Source organism: Janthinobacterium sp. EB271-G4-3-2, from assembly GCF_020858035.1.
GTDB classification, from domain to species: Bacteria; Pseudomonadota; Gammaproteobacteria; order Burkholderiales; family Burkholderiaceae_D; genus Janthinobacterium; species Janthinobacterium aestuarii.
This window is the reverse complement of the sequence record NZ_JACYMG010000003.1, coordinates 47,442-62,018: the sequence shown is the minus strand read 5'-3', so window position 1 is coordinate 62,018 and position 14,577 is coordinate 47,442. Positions and strand designations below refer to the sequence as shown.

At 63.9% G+C, this 14,577-nt stretch carries 15 protein-coding genes; all 15 read left to right on the top strand.

The annotated features are described in order from the left end of the window. Positions 1-28 precede the first annotated feature (28 nt). Complete coding sequence (locus IGS55_RS08135) at positions 29-1,126, top strand: ABC transporter substrate-binding protein (RefSeq protein ID WP_230517320.1); 1,098 nt, start codon at positions 29-31, stop codon at positions 1,124-1,126. Positions 1,127-1,195: 69 nt separating this feature from the next. Continuing rightward, a complete protein-coding gene (locus tag IGS55_RS08130; protein WP_219327488.1) occupies positions 1,196-2,986 on the top strand; it encodes an ABC transporter permease in 1,791 nt (596 codons plus the stop codon). 33 nt (positions 2,987-3,019) lie between these two features. After that, on the top strand, positions 3,020-4,093 hold the full coding sequence (locus tag IGS55_RS08125; protein WP_230517319.1) for an ABC transporter ATP-binding protein: 1,074 nt from the start codon (positions 3,020-3,022) through the stop codon (positions 4,091-4,093). Positions 4,094-4,713: 620 nt separating this feature from the next. Beyond that, positions 4,714-5,475: a beta-ketoacyl synthase chain length factor gene (locus IGS55_RS08120; RefSeq protein ID WP_230517318.1), complete on the top strand. Its 762-nt coding sequence runs from the start codon at positions 4,714-4,716 to the stop codon at positions 5,473-5,475. Further along, positions 5,468-6,259: a lysophospholipid acyltransferase family protein gene (locus IGS55_RS08115; RefSeq protein ID WP_230517317.1), complete on the top strand. Its 792-nt coding sequence runs from the start codon at positions 5,468-5,470 to the stop codon at positions 6,257-6,259. The genes IGS55_RS08120 and IGS55_RS08115 overlap by 8 nt, the downstream gene beginning before the upstream one ends. Continuing rightward, complete coding sequence (locus IGS55_RS08110) at positions 6,252-6,506, top strand: phosphopantetheine-binding protein (RefSeq protein ID WP_034750401.1); 255 nt, start codon at positions 6,252-6,254, stop codon at positions 6,504-6,506. The genes IGS55_RS08115 and IGS55_RS08110 overlap by 8 nt, the downstream gene beginning before the upstream one ends. 29 nt (positions 6,507-6,535) lie before the next feature. Further along, a complete protein-coding gene (locus IGS55_RS08105; protein ID WP_034750398.1) occupies positions 6,536-6,793 on the top strand; it encodes an acyl carrier protein in 258 nt (85 codons plus the stop codon). Between the two features lie 3 nt (positions 6,794-6,796). Next, the gene (locus tag IGS55_RS08100) at positions 6,797-7,342 is read left to right on the top strand and encodes a hypothetical protein (RefSeq protein WP_230517316.1); all 546 of its coding nucleotides are present in this window, start codon (positions 6,797-6,799) and stop codon (positions 7,340-7,342) included. Further along, positions 7,335-9,167: an AMP-binding protein gene (locus tag IGS55_RS08095; RefSeq protein WP_230517315.1), complete on the top strand. Its 1,833-nt coding sequence runs from the start codon at positions 7,335-7,337 to the stop codon at positions 9,165-9,167. The genes IGS55_RS08100 and IGS55_RS08095 overlap by 8 nt, the downstream gene beginning before the upstream one ends. Next, complete coding sequence (locus tag IGS55_RS08090) at positions 9,161-10,249, top strand: class I SAM-dependent methyltransferase (RefSeq protein WP_230517314.1); 1,089 nt, start codon at positions 9,161-9,163, stop codon at positions 10,247-10,249. Before IGS55_RS08095 ends, IGS55_RS08090 begins: the two co-directional genes overlap by 7 nt. Continuing rightward, complete coding sequence (locus IGS55_RS08085; protein WP_230517313.1) at positions 10,242-10,997, top strand: glycosyltransferase family 2 protein; 756 nt, start codon at positions 10,242-10,244, stop codon at positions 10,995-10,997. Before IGS55_RS08090 ends, IGS55_RS08085 begins: the two co-directional genes overlap by 8 nt. Continuing rightward, positions 10,994-11,965: an LpxL/LpxP family acyltransferase gene (locus IGS55_RS08080; protein ID WP_230517312.1), complete on the top strand. Its 972-nt coding sequence runs from the start codon at positions 10,994-10,996 to the stop codon at positions 11,963-11,965. The genes IGS55_RS08085 and IGS55_RS08080 overlap by 4 nt, the downstream gene beginning before the upstream one ends. Continuing rightward, complete coding sequence (locus tag IGS55_RS08075; protein WP_230517311.1) at positions 11,952-13,520, top strand: HAL/PAL/TAL family ammonia-lyase; 1,569 nt, start codon at positions 11,952-11,954, stop codon at positions 13,518-13,520. The genes IGS55_RS08080 and IGS55_RS08075 overlap by 14 nt, the downstream gene beginning before the upstream one ends. After that, entirely contained in the window at positions 13,513-13,968 is a 456-nt protein-coding gene (locus IGS55_RS08070) for an acyl-CoA thioesterase (protein WP_230517310.1), read from the top strand. Before IGS55_RS08075 ends, IGS55_RS08070 begins: the two co-directional genes overlap by 8 nt. Next, positions 13,965-14,576 carry a LolA family protein gene (locus tag IGS55_RS08065; protein ID WP_099762893.1) on the top strand — a complete coding sequence of 204 codons (612 nt, stop codon included), beginning with the start codon at positions 13,965-13,967 and terminating at the stop codon, positions 14,574-14,576. Before IGS55_RS08070 ends, IGS55_RS08065 begins: the two co-directional genes overlap by 4 nt. Position 14,577: the final 1 nt, after the last annotated feature.

The window sequence follows — 14,577 nt, the reverse complement described above, 5'->3', positions numbered from 1 at the left end:
ATACAACAATCACAGACGGAGACAAACCATGCAAACCAAGACCATTCTCGCCATCGCCCTGGCAGCCGCTTTCGCGGGTAGCACCGGCGCCGCTTTCGCGCAGGTGCCGGCGGGTTATCCGGCCGACTACCAGAAGATCATCGACGCGGCCAAGAAGGAAGGCAAGGTGGTGATCTACAGCGCCACCGACAGCAAGGCCGCCGCGCCGCTGATCAAGGATTTCAGCGCCCTGTATCCGGGCATTTCGGTCGAGTACAACGACATGAATTCGACGGAAGTGTATAACCGCTTCATTTCCGAAGTGGCCGCCGGTGGCAACACGGCCGACGTGATGTGGTCGTCGGCGATGGACTTGCAGATGCGCCTGGCCTCCGATGGCTACGCCCTGAAATACAAGTCGGTCGAAGCGTCCAAGATCCCCGGCTGGGCCATGTGGGACGACCAGGCTTACGGCACCACGTTCGAGCCGGCCGCCATCGTCTACAACAAGCGTTTGCTCGATTCGAAGGAAGTGCCGAAGAACCACGACGACTTCGTCAAGCTGATCGCCACGCCGAAATTCAAGGACAAGGTCACCACCTACGACATCGAAAAGTCGGGCGTGGGCTTCATGTTCATGTCGCAGGATGCGAAGGAATATCCGCAGTTCCTGGCGCTGCAAAACGCGTTCGGTACGGCCAAGGTGCGCGTGCAGTCGTCGACGGGCACCATGATGGAGCGTATTTCGTCGGGCGAAAACCTGATCGGCTATAACGTGCTGGGCTCTTATGCCCTGGTGCGCGCCAAGACCGACCCGTCGATCGGCGTGGTGCTGCCCAAGGATTACACCCTGATCCTGTCGCGCGTGCAGTTCATCAACAAGAACGCGAAGAACGTCAACGCCAGCAAGCTGTGGCTCGACTACATCCTGTCGCACCGCGGCCAGACCATCATCTCGAACGGCGCCAAGCTGTACGCGATTCGCGCCGATGTCACGGGCGAGACCACCTCGGCGGACCTGATCAAGGAAATCGGCGCGGCCAACATCAAGCCGGTGCCGGTGCACCCGATCATCCTGCAATTCCTGGGGCCAGCCAAGCGCATGGCCTTCTTGAAGCAATGGAAAGAAACAGCCGGCAAGAAGTAACGCCGTCCTGGCCGTCCGCAGGCGCGTGCCCGCGGACGGATGCCGCACCCTTCATTCATTGGATTCATCATGCAAACTGCTATCTTGCCGCTGCCTGCACGGTCGCGCTCTCCCTTGTCGCGCCTGAACTGGCCGCGCGGCGTGGTCGTGGCGATCACCATGGTCGCCATTTTCCTGCCGCTGTTTCTGATTTTTTACCAGAGCTTTTTGAACGCGCCGTTTTTCATGCCGGTGCGCGAATTCGGCTTTGACTCTTACCGTTTCATCTTCGATGATCCCGATTTCTCGATGGCCTTCAAGAATGGCCTGATGCTTGCCTGCGGCCTGACCGTCATTGCCGTGCCGCTGGGCGGCATGCTGGCCTTCCTGATGGTGCGCACCGACTTGCCAGGCCGCGGCTGGGTGGCGCCCATGCTGCTGGTGCCGATCTTTGTCTCGCCGATGGTGATGGGTTTTGGCTACGTCGTGTCGATGGGGCCCGTGGGCTTCTACTCGGTCTGGGCCAAGGAGCTGTTCGGCTTCGTGCCCTGGAATATTTATTCCTTCACCAGCATCGTCATCATCGCCGGCCTGACGCACGTGCCGCACGTCTACCTGTATGCCTCGTCGGCCCTGAAAAGCCTGGGTTCGGACGTGGAAGAAGCGGCCCGCGTGGCCGGCGCTTCACCGGTGCAGGTCATGCTGAACGTGTCGCTGCCGATGATCATGCCGGCGCTGGCGTATGCGGGCGTGCTGGTGTTCTTCCTCGGCTTCGAAGTATTCGGCCTGGTGCTGGTGCTCGGTGATCCGGAAGGCCACCTGGTGCTGCCGACCTATCTGTACAAGCTGACGAATAAACTGGGCACGCCGTCGTACCACCTGATGGCCGCCGTTGCCGTCTGCCTGGTGATGGTGACGATGCCGCTGGTGATGATCCAGCGCTGGCTGCTCAAGTCCGCCAACAAATATGTGTCGATCAAGGGCAAGGGCGCGCGCAGCAAGGCCATGCCGCTGGGCCGCTGGAAGTGGCTGGCGTTTGCCTTGCTGGCAGGCTGGCTGATCTTCACCATCATCCTGCCGCTGACGGGCATCGTGCTGCGCTCCTTCGTGCAGTACTGGGGCGAGGGCGTGCACCTGGCCGACGTGCTGACCCTGCAGCATTTCCGCGATATTTTCGACCAGCCTTCGCTGGTGCGCGGCATCGTCAACACCATCCTGATCGGCGTCGTCGGCGGCGCGCTGGCCGTCGGCTGCTACAGCTTCATCGCGCTGGCCATGCACCGCAAGCAGGACGGCATCACGCGCCTGCTCGATTACAGCGTGCTGGTGCCGCGCGCCGTGCCGGGTTTGCTCGCAGGCCTGTCGTTCCTGTGGGTGTTCCTGTTCGTGCCGGCCTGGCTCGACGGCATATTGAAAGGCATGGACAACGGCGTGGCCCTGTGGCTGAGCGGCCATGTGATTCCGGTGCTGCGCGAAGTGCGCTCGACGATCTTCGCCCTGTGGCTTGCGTATTCGGTGGTGTGGATGGCCTACGGCATGCGCCTCATTTCCACCGCGCTGCTGCAAGTGGGCCCGGAACTGGAAGAGGCGGCGCGCGCCGTCGGCGCCAACCGTGGCCAGGTGACGCGCGACGTAACGCTGCCGCTGATCAAATACGGCTTGCTGGGCGCCTGGCTGATGGTGTTCCTGATCTTCGAGCGCGAATATTCGACGGGCGTGTACCTGCTTTCGCCGGGCACGGAAGTGATCGGCGCCATGCTGGTATCGCTGTGGGCGGGCGGCTCGACCGACCTGGTGGCGGCGCTGTCTTTCATCAATATCACCCTGGTGGCCATCGGCCTGGGCATCGCGCTGCGCTTCGGCGTCAAGTTACACAACTGAGTTGCATAACTAAGAATAGACTGAGACCACATCATGAATGAATTGACCGTCAATGAATTGCACCTGGACTACGGCACCGGCGCCTCCGCCAACCAGATCCTGAAGGGTGTCTCGATGCACCTGAAGAAAGGCGAAGTGGTCGCCCTGCTGGGGCCTTCGGGCAGCGGCAAGACCACTTTGCTGCGCGCCGTCGCCGGGCTGGAAAGCCCGAAGGCGGGCACGATCGAGATCGGCGAGCGCAATGTCTTCGATGGCGCGCAGCATTTCGAAATGCCGGCCGAGCACCGCAACCTGGGACTGGTGTTCCAGTCGTACGCGCTGTGGCCGCATAAGACCGTGTTCGACAACGTCGCCTACGGCCTCAAATTGCGCAAGATGGGCAGCACGGAAATCGCCGCGCGCATCAAGGAAGTGTTGACGCAGCTGGGCCTGGGCCACCTGGGCGAGCGCTATCCGCACCAGCTGTCCGGCGGCCAGCAGCAGCGCGTGGCGATTGCCCGCGCGCTGGTGTACAACCCGCCCGTGATCCTGCTCGACGAACCGCTGTCGAACCTGGACGCCAAGCTGCGCGAGGAAGCGCGCGCCTTCCTGCGCGAACTGATCGTGCGCCTGGGCCTGTCCGCGCTGATGGTGACGCATGACCAGGGCGAGGCGATGGCCATTTCCGACCGCATCCTGCTGCTCAATAACGGCAAGATCGAGCAGCAGGGCACGCCGCAAAGCATGTATGAAACGCCGGACACCCTGTTTACGGCCGAGTTCATGGGCAGTAACAACCGCCTGCCCGGCAAGGTGGTGCAGCGCGAAGGCAGTCAGGTGCGCCTGCTTGTCGATGGCGCCTCCATGCAGGGCGTGGCGCGCGGCGCCAACCTGGGCACGCAAGTGACGACCATGATACGCGTCGAGGAAGTGAAGATCAGCGCCACGCAGGTGGACAACGCCATCGAGCTGCCGCTGCTGACCTGCATGTACCTGGGCGACCGCTGGGAATGCCTGTTCGAGCGCGGTGGCGCCGAGAACATCAGCTTGCGCGCGTACTCGCGCCACAAGCTCGAAGCGGGCAAGTACTGGCTGCACATGCCGGCCGATAAGCTCTGGGTGTTTTAACGGTACCGTGGTGGCCACCTTGGCGCGCAGTCTGTGCCGCGCTGGCCACCGGCTTTGCATCGCCCCCGTATTTCACGGCGCCCGTGCCGGCCTTCCTCATTCTTCATATGCCGTGATCGCCGGCGCCGTGCTGTTTTTTTCCCTGCTGACAAGACAAAGCCGCCAGAGTTGAATGGGCCGGCTGGAACTGGCATAAAGCAAACGCTCTGTATTGTCCTTGCCGCGCATCCGCTTTAATCCTCGCGGCCACCATGCGCGGGAATATGGGGGCGCCGTTGCGCCATGCGGCGTGTGTTATCTAAAAACAACGCTCTTATGTGTCGCATGCGCCGCTTGTCTTGGTCATGGATAAAAAACGCCAGTTCCGAGAATGCCGACAGTTTGCCGGAGAATGCTGATTTTTCCATCGGAAGACAATGGATGGGAGTGTTACGAATAGTAACTAAGGCGGAGGATTCTTTAAAAAACAGGTTTTGTATTTACATTTAAAAAGTTGCCTCACGGCCATTTATTTTAGTTATTTTTACTTCCATCGTTTATAATTTGAAAAGAACGCCGGCGAGGCTTTTTGCGCGGTTTTGACGTGAGTTCGCCCTTTTTTTGAGCTCAGGAAAATGCATATGCGCACCGATGGTGTCCGTTTTTCAATTGTCAGACACGCCGCATGGGCGCCGGGCCTGGAAACGCCGCAGCAATGGCGCGCGTGGGCGCAAAGCGCCTTGCCCGTCGCGCCGATTGCCGCTGCCGGCGAGCCGGGCGTGCGTGCGATGGCGCCGATGCTGCGCCGCCGCGCCGGTCAGCTGGGCAAGATGGCGCTCGAAGTGGCGTACGCCTGTCTCGGCGAACAACGCGATATTCCGCTCGTTTTTTGCTCCCGCCACGGCGAGGTGGCGCGCGCCGTCGAACTGTTGTCGGCGCTGGCCCAGGGCGAACCCCTGTCGCCGACGGCGTTCGGCATGGCCGTGCACAATGCCAGCGCAGGCCTGTTTTCCATCGCCCGCGCCGATACGGCGAATCAGCTGGCCATTGCCGCCGGTGCGGCCAGCCTCGAAGCCGCGGTGATCGAGGCGTGCGGCTTGCTGGCCGATGGCGCGGCGCAGGTATTGCTGGTGCTGGCGGAGTGTCCCTTGCCAGTGCCGTTCGAAGCTTTTGAAGACTGTCATGAGCAGTCGCATGCGTTTGCCTGGCTGCTGCAGGCCGAGGCTACCCCTGGAGCCGCTTTCAGCCTGACGTGGCGCGCCCGCGGCAGGGATGATGCGTTGGCGGCTGCCGCCGGCGCCATGCCGGGCAGCCTGGCCGTGTTGCGATTCATGCTCGGCGAGGCCCGCACGTTCGAGCATGCTGCCAACCGTCAGACATGGTGCTGGAGCCGCCATGCATAAGCTGGAGGCTGTTCGCGCCGGCATATCGATAGGCTGGCGTACCATCGCGACCGCGCTCAGTTTCGCCGCCTTCGGCCTTGGTGGCTTGCTGCTGCGCGTGCTGGTGTTCCCCTTGCTGCAGGTGCTGGTGTGGCGGCGCGAAACGCGCATCGCCTGTGCGCGCGCCATCATCCGCTGGAGTTTTCGCCTGTATATCGGCCTGATGCGTTTTCTCGGCGTGCTGCGCTACGACTTGCGCGGTCTCGACAAGCTGGAACGCGGCGGCTTGCTGATCCTGGCCAATCATCCGACCCTGATCGACACGATTTTCCTGATGGCGTATGTCAAGCAGGCCGATTGCATCGTCAAGTCCGATTTGTGGAATAACCCGTTTACGGGCGGCCCCGTGCGCGCGGCAGGCTATATCAATAACACGGGCGGCGCCGAACTGGTGGACGCCTGCCTGGCATCGCTGGAGCGCGGCAATAACCTGATCATTTTCCCGGAAGGTACGCGCACGCCACGCAGTGGCGAGGTCGTGCTGAAGCGCGGTGCGGCGAATATCGCCGTGCGCGGCCGCCGCGACGTGACGCCCGTGCTGATACGTTGCCTGCCCAGGACTCTGGGCAAGGGCGAACCATGGTGGCGCGTGCCGGCCCGCCGTGCGCATTTCGAGATCGCCGTGCAGGACGACCTGGCGATCGGCGAGTTTACCGGCGGTGGCGCCAGCGACGTGATGGCGGCGCGTACCTTGACCACTCATCTGCAACATTACTTTAGCGGGAAACAGGAACACCATGCTTGAACAAGAAGTGAAAGAACTGATCATCGAGGCGCTGCAACTGGAAGACGTGAGCGCTGCCGATATCGATACGGATGCGCCTTTGTTTGTCGAGGGCCTGGGACTCGATTCGATCGATGCACTGGAACTGGGCGTCGCCCTGCAAAAAAAATACGGCATTTCCCTGTCGGCCGATTCGGCCGATACGCGCCGCCACTTTGCCTCGGTACGGGCGCTGGCGGCGATGGTTGACACTCACAGAAAGAAGTAAGGAGCAGCAAAATGGTAGATATGAGCGCAATGAGCCGCGATGAATTGTACGCATGGGTGGTGCAGCTGCTGGCCGAAATGTTCGAGCTCGATCCGGCGGCGCTGACGCCGCAATCGAATCTGTACGCCGAACTCGATATCGACAGCATTGACGCGGTCGACCTGGCGGTCAAGCTGAAGCAGCTGACGGGCAAGCGCCTGCAGCCGGAAGTATTCAAGACCATCCGCACGATCGACGATGTGGTCGAAGCACTGCGCGCGATGTCGGTGTCGGAACAGGCGGCATAACGCGTGCTGCTCAATGCCGTCGCGTTGCTGCTGACCGTACTGTATCCGCTGGCGATCTGGTTCGGTCACGGCCAGGTCGAGCCGCGTTGGCTGGCGCTGCTGTTGTTGCTGGCCACCGCCTGCCGCCTGCCCGCGTTGAAGCTGCAGCGCGCCGCGCGCTGGTCGGTGGCGGCCGCGCTGCTGCTGGCCGCCATCGCTCTGTGGAGCAATCTGCTGCTACCGCTGAAACTGTATCCGGTACTGGTCAACGTCGTCTTGCTGGCCACTTTCGGCTACAGCCTGTGGGCGCCGCCGTCGGTGGTGGAACGCCTGGCGCGCTTGCGCGAGAAGGATTTTTCGCCCGCCGCCGTGCGCTATACGCGCCGCGTGACACAAGTCTGGTGCGGGTTTTTCATCGTCAACGGCGGCATCGCGCTGGGTACGGCACTGTGGGCCAGCGAAGCCGTCTGGTCGCTGTACACGGGCGTCATCGCCTATATCCTGATGGCTCTGTTATTTGGCGGCGAGTATCTCGTCCGCCTGCGTTTTAAGCGTTTGCACCATGCCTGAATCCTCGTTGCCGCAAGCTCCCGTGCCTGACGCACATCCGCCGATTTCCCCGCTGGCGCGCCTTGCGCTGTCCATGCATGGCCGCCCGCCGTCCATGCCCGTCGGCTGGCGCGATGGCGATGTGCTTGATTACGCGCACTTTGCGGCGCGCATGTCCGCCTGGGCCGGCTTGCTGGAAGGCCAGGCAGGCCGCCATTTCGCTTTGTACCTGGACGACAGCATCGAGTTTGGCGCCGCCTTGCTGGGCGCCTGGCAGGCGGGCAAGACCGTCTGGCTGACGGCCGATACGCTGCCGGCCAGCTGCGCTTCGCTGGCTGCGTCCGTCGATGGTTTCCTGGGGCAGTTCCCGGCTGCGCATGCGCCGCTGCCGCTGCCAGCGGACAGCCCGGCCGAGCGTGCGTGGACGCAGCTTGCCGACGATTTCCCGGCGCTGGTGGTGTACACCTCGGGCAGCACGGGCGCGGCGCAAGCGATCCCGAAAAAACTCTCGCAGCTGGCCAGCGAGGTGGTCACGCTGGAGCAGCTGTTTGGCGAACATGCCGATGGCGCGGCCGTCGTCGCCACCGTCTCGCACCAGCATATCTACGGCTTGCTGTTCAAGGTTTTGTGGCCGCTGGCTGCCGGGCGTGCAGTGCATGCGCACAGCGTGGATTATCCGGAACAGCTGGCGGCCTTGCTGGCGCGCGGTCCGTGCGTCCTGGCCGCCAGCCCCGCGCACCTGAAACGCCTGCCGGAACACATCGACTGGTCCGGCGCGCGCGCGCAACTGCGCGCCGTGTTTTCCTCGGGCGGTCCGCTGGCCCTGGACAGCGCGCTGGCGGCGGGGCATTTGCTGGGCCGCGTGCCGCGCGAAATCTACGGCAGTTCGGAGACCGGCGGCGTAGCCTGGCGCCAGCGCGTGCCAGAGCGCCCTGACGACGAGAGCTGGCAGGGTTTTCCCGGTGTGGACTGGCGCCTGATGGATGACGGCGCGCTGGAAGTGCGTTCGGCGCACCTGGCCGACGATGGCTGGCTATGTTTGGCCGACCGCGCGCGCGAAACGGCGCCAGCACGCTTCCAGTTGTTGGGACGCAGCGACCGCATCGTGAAGATCGAAGAAAAACGCATTTCCCTCAATGCCATCGAAGCGGCATTGCTGGCCACGCCGCTGGTGCTGGACGCGCGCGTGCTGCTGTGCGATGCGCCGGCCGGCGAGCGTCAGAAGGTGGCCGCCTTTATCGTCTGCAGCGCCGCTGGCCGGGCGCTGCTCGACGCCGAAGGCAAGCTGGCACTGAACCGCCAGCTGCAAACGGCGCTGGGCGGACAGGTCGACGCCATTGCCTTGCCACGCCGCTGGCGCTACCTGGAACAATTGCCCATCAATGCGCAGGGCAAGACGACGCAGGCGCTGTTGCAGGCATTGCTCGAGAAACCTCGCTTGCCGCATGCGCAGTTAGTCGAGCGTTCGGCCGAAGGCGAAACGCCACGGTTGCTGTTCGAGCTGCACGTCCCGGAGAATCTGTTCTATTTTGATGGCCATTTCACGGGCGCGCCCTTGCTGCCCGGCGTGGTGCAGGTGGAGTGGGCGCTGCACTTCGCGCGCCAGCACCTGGACCTGCCCGCGCGGTTCCGCGCCATGCATGCGCTGAAGTTCCAGCAGCCGGTGCTGCCGGACCGGCCGGTCCGGCTGGCGCTCGAATACGACGCGACCAAGGCCAGCCTGCAATTTCGTTATCAGTCGGACGCCGGCCAGCATGCCAGCGGCCGCATCCTGTTTCACCCGAATGCCGCTGCCGTTCCCGATGGCGGCACCGATACACCCACTCCAGCAGCGAGCGCATGTTAGATAAAAAATTCTCACCCGAACGCCAGACCGCCTTTGCCGCCCGTTTCGAGGCACAAAAAATCGCTTTCGGTCCCGTCGTCTTTCAATGCGTGCGCTATGCCTGGAAGCGCGGCATGCTGCAGGCGCTGGCCGACACGGGCCACAGCGGCCTGACGATCGCCGACATGGCCGCCAGCGGCCGCTGGACGGAATATGCGCTGAAGGTGGCGCTCGAATCGTGCCTGTCGGCCGGCGTCGTCTCGCTGCGCGACGGCGCGTATGTGCTCGATAAAGTCGGTTTTTGCATGTTGACGGACAGCATCACCCAGGTCAACCTGGACTTCATGCACGACGTCTGCTACCAGGGCTTGTTCGACCTGGACCGCTCGCTCGACGCCGAGCAGCCACTGGGACTGGTCGCGCTGGGTGACTGGCCCACCCTGTACCAGGGCCTGTCGGCCCTGTCGGAGCCGGCCAAGGGCAGCTGGTTCGCCTTTGATCACCATTATTCGGATACATCGTTCCCCGAGATCTTCCCGGACGTCTTCGCCACGGCGCCCCGCCGCATCATGGACATCGGCGCCAATACGGGCAAGTTCGCCAGTGCGGCGCTGGCCTACCATGCGGGTGTGGAACTGCACCTGGTCGACCTCGAGCGCCAACTGGCGGTAGCCGACCGGACCCTCACCGATGCAGGCGTGCGCGAGCGGGCCCATTTGCACGCCTGCGACCTGCTCGACGACGCGGCGCCGCTGCCGGTCGGCATGGACCTGATCTGGATGAGCCAATTTCTCAGCTGTTTCAGCGAGCCGGCCATCGCCAGCATCCTGCGCCGCGTGGCGCAGGCACTGGGGCCGAATGGACAAGTGCTGATCATGGATACCTTCTGGGACCGCCAGCAGTACGATATCGCCGCCTACTGCCTGATCAACACCTCGCCGTACTTCACGGCCATGGCCAGCGGTAACAGCAAGATTTACCAGAGCACCGACTACATCCGCCTGGCGCAAGCGGCCGGCCTGGAGTTGCTGACCACGCGCGACGGTATCGGCTATTGCCATTCGCTGCTGCGCTTTGGCCGCGCCGGAGCACACAGTGACTGAAGTGCGTTTTCAACCCTGCATCGTGATCCCCGTGTTCAATCATGAACACGCGATCGGCGCCGTGGTGCAGCGCCTGCTGCCGCATGGCGTACCGCTGATCCTCGTCGACGACGGCAGCTTTGACGCCGGCGCGCGCATCCTGGATGCGCTGGCCGCCGCGCATCCGTCGCGCGTGACCCTGCTGCGCCATGCGCACAACCTGGGCAAGGGTGGGGCGGTGCTGACGGGTTGCCGTCACGCGCATGCGCAAGGCTACAGCCATGCGCTGCAGATCGATGCCGACGGCCAGCATGACACAGACGATGTGCCGCGCTTCCTGGCGCAGGCGCAAGCCATGCCTGCGGCCGTGGTGGCTGGCTACCCCGTGTACGACGCTTCGGTACCCAAGGCGCGCTACTACGGCCGCTATGCGACGCACGTATGGGTATGGATCAATACCCTGTCGCTGCAGATTCGCGACTCCATGTGCGGCTTTCGTGTCTATCCGCTGGTGTCTTTCATGGCGTTGGCGGAGAAGTGCCAGCTGGGACAGCGCATGAATTTCGACACCGATGTGCTGGTGCGCCTGTACTGGGATGGTTTGTCGATGGCGAACCTGCCCACGCGCGTCGGTTACCCCAGCGACGGCGTCTCGCATTTTGATCTTTGGCGCGACAACGTGCTGATTTCGCGCATGCACGCGCGTCTGTTTTTCGGCATGCTGTGGCGCGCACCGCGCCTGCTGGCCCGCCACTGGCGCGCGCGATGACGGCAGCACCGCAGCAGCCGCGCGGACACTGGTCCGGCTTCAATGAGGTCAGCTTCGTGGCCGGCATGCGCCTGCTGTTCTGGATCTGCCGCGTCTTCGGTCGCTGGCCTTTCCGCATCGTGCTGTACCCGGTGCTGGCCTGGTACGTGCTGACCAAGCCGCGTGCGCGCCGCGTGTCGCGCAGCTACTTGCGCCGCGTCGCGGCGTGCGGCGGTCCGGCAAACCTGAGCGTGCTACGGCACTTTGCCACGTTTGCCGAAACCATTCTCGACAAGATGCTGCTATGGGGCGGCCTGTACGACACGCGTGGCGTGAGCCTGCACGGCGTTGATGGCGACGATGGCATCAACCGCTGCCTGGACGAGGGGCGCGGCGCCTTGCTGATCTGCGCTCACCTGGGCAACCTGGATTTGTGCCGCGTGCTCTCGCAGCGCAATACGCGCTTGAAGCTGACGGTACTCGTGCACACGCGCCATGCGCAAGCGTTCAACCGCATGCTGGAGCGCCTCAATCCGGACAGTCAGCTCAATCTGATGCAGGTGACGGAAATCACGCCCGCCACGGCCATGCTGCTGGCGGAAAAGGTGGCGCAAGGCGAGTTCGTGGTGATCGCCGGCGACCGCGTTCCCGTCTCGCCGCAGCCGCGCGTGGCGGTGGCGCCGTTCCTGGGCCAGCCGGCCGCTTTCCCGATCGGCCCGTATGTGCTGGCCAGCGTGCTGCAATGCCCCGTGTATCTGCTGTTTTCCATGCGCATCGGCCAGCGCTCCGAAATACATTTCGAACTGTTCCGCGAGTCGCTGCACCTGCCGCGCAAGGCACGCGAGACGATGCTGGCCGAACTGGCGGCCGCCTATGCGGCGCGCCTGCAGCATCACTGCCTGCGCGCGCCGCTCGAATGGTTCAACTTCTACGATTTTTGGCAACTCCCCGATACTTCAAGATTGGATACTCCCGATGCAACTCGCTGACCTGAAAAACACCCGGCGCGCCGTCCGCTTCGACCGCGAGCGCCTGCGCATCGAAGACATTACCGACATCGCGCATGGCCGGGCCAGCGCCGAACTGTCCAGCGACCCCGTCTTTCTGGCGGCGATCGCGCGCGGCGCCGATTTCCTCGACCGCCTGCTGCGCGAGGATGGCACCATCTATGGCGTGACCACGGGCTACGGCGATTCGTGCACGGTGACCGTGCCGCCGGAACTGGTGGCCGAGCTGCCGCACCACCTGTACACCTATCACGGCTGCGGCCTGGGTGAATTCTTCACGCCGGCGCAGACGCGCGCCATCATGGCCACGCGCCTGGCGTCGCTCTCCAAGGGTTTTTCCGGCGTCAGCGTGGAGCTGCTGGCGCAGATCGCGCGCCTGCTAGATGCGGGCCTGCTGCCGCTGATCCCGTCGGAGGGCTCGGTCGGCGCCAGCGGCGACCTGACGCCGCTGTCCTACCTGGCGGCCGTCTTGTGCGGTGAGCGCGAAGTGTGGCGCGACGGCGTGCAGGTGCCGGCGCAGCAGGCGCTGCGCGAAGCGGGCGTCACGCCGCTCCGTTTGCGTCCGAAGGAGGGCCTGGCGATCATGAACGGCACGGCCGTCATGACGGCGCTGGCCTGCCTGGCGTATGAGCGCGCCGAATACCTGACGCGCCTGACGACGCGCATCACGGCCATGGCCTCGTTTGCGCTCGACGGCAACGCGCACCATTTCGATGAAACCCTGTTCTCCGTCAAGCCGCATCCCGGCATGCAGCAAGTGGCGGCCTGGCTGCGCGCCGATCTGCCCACCGATTCCTGGGAGCGCAATGGCAAGCGGCTGCAGGACCGCTACTCGATCCGCTGCGCGCCGCACGTGATCGGGGTGCTGGCAGATGCCTTGCCTTGGCTGCGTTCGTCGATCGAGAATGAACTCAATAGCGCCAACGACAACCCGATCATCGACGCCGAAGGCGAGCGCGTGCTGCATGGCGGCCATTTCTACGGCGGCCATATCGCCTTCGCCATGGACAGCATGAAGAATACGGTGGCGAACCTGGCCGACCTGCTGGACCGCCAGATGGCCTTGCTGGTCGACAGCCGCTACAACCAGGGCTTGCCGGCCAATCTGTCGGGCGCCACCGGCCCGCGCGCGGCCATCAACCACGGCCTTAAGGCATTGCAGATCAGCGCCTCGGCCTGGACGGCCGAAGCGCTGAAGCTGACCATGCCGGCCTCCGTGTTTTCGCGCTCGACCGAATGCCACAACCAGGACAAGGTCAGCATGGGCACCATCGCCGCGCGCGACTGCCTGCGCGTGCTGGAACTGTGCGAGCAGGTGGCTGCGGCGCTGCTGATTACCGTGCGCCAAGGCGTCTGGCTGCGCTGCAAGGTCAATCCTGACGTGCCGCCGCAAGCGGCGCTGGCGGCGATGCTGGAGGCGCTGGCCGCCGATATCGCGCCCGTCGAGGAAGACCGCCGGCTCGACCCGGAACTGCGCGTGCTGCTCGAACGCATGCGCGCCCAGGCGTGGCCACTGTATGGAGCCGGAAATGACTGAGACACATAAGGTGCGCGGCAAGAAGGCCACGCCCAGCCGCTGGCACGCCGAAGTGGAGATGCAGGTGCAGTTCTTCGACCTGGACCCGATGGAGATCGTCTGGCATGGCCGCTACGTGAAATACCTCGAAGTGGTGCGCTGCGCGCTGCTCGACAGCATCGGCTACAACTACGTCGACATGAAGGCTTCCGGCTATGCCTGGCCCGTGATCGACATGCACTTGCGCTATGTGGCGCCAGCTACCTTCGGCCAGCGCCTGACCTTGCGCGCCGACCTGGTGGAGTGGGAAGACCGCTTGAAGATCGAGTACCTGGTCAGCGACAGCGCGACGGGCAAGCGCCTGAACCGCGCCAGTACGACGCAGGTGGCCGTCGATATCGCCAGCGGCGAGATGTGCTTTGCCTCGCCGCCGGTACTGTTTGAAAAATTGGGATTGAAGGCCGTATGAAAAAACAATTCAAAATCCTGCTGGCGGGCCTGTGCCTGATGGCGATGGCGCCGCTGCACGCGGCCGCGCCGGTAGCGAAGATCGAGGCCATGCTGGCCAAGCCGCAGCAGTTGTGCGGCCGCTTCGACCAGAGCAAGCAGCTGGCCGGCATGAAGAAGGCGCTGGCGTCGAACGGCCGTTTTTGCGTGGTGGCCGGCAAAGGCGTCTTGTGGCGCACCTTGCAGCCGTTTCCGAACACCCTGCGCCTGACGCGCGACGAGATCGTGCATTTCCAGGGCGAGCGCGTGGCCATGCGCCTCGACGCGAAGACGGAGCCGGTGGTCAAGATGATCAACAGCGTGCTGTTTTCGCTGCTGGCCGGCGACCTGGCGCAGCTCGACACGCTGTTCGAAGTCGATGGCAGCATTGATGGCGGTACCTGGCAGGTGGCGCTGAAGGCGCGCCAGCCGGCGCTGGCCAAGGCCATCGGCAGTATCCGCCTCGATGGCGGCGCTTTCGTGAAAAACATCAGCATCAGCGAAGCGAGCGGCGACCGCACGAGCATCGTGTTCTCGGCGATTGAAACGGGACCGTCCGCCATCACGGCGCAAGAGGCGGCCCTGTTTTGAA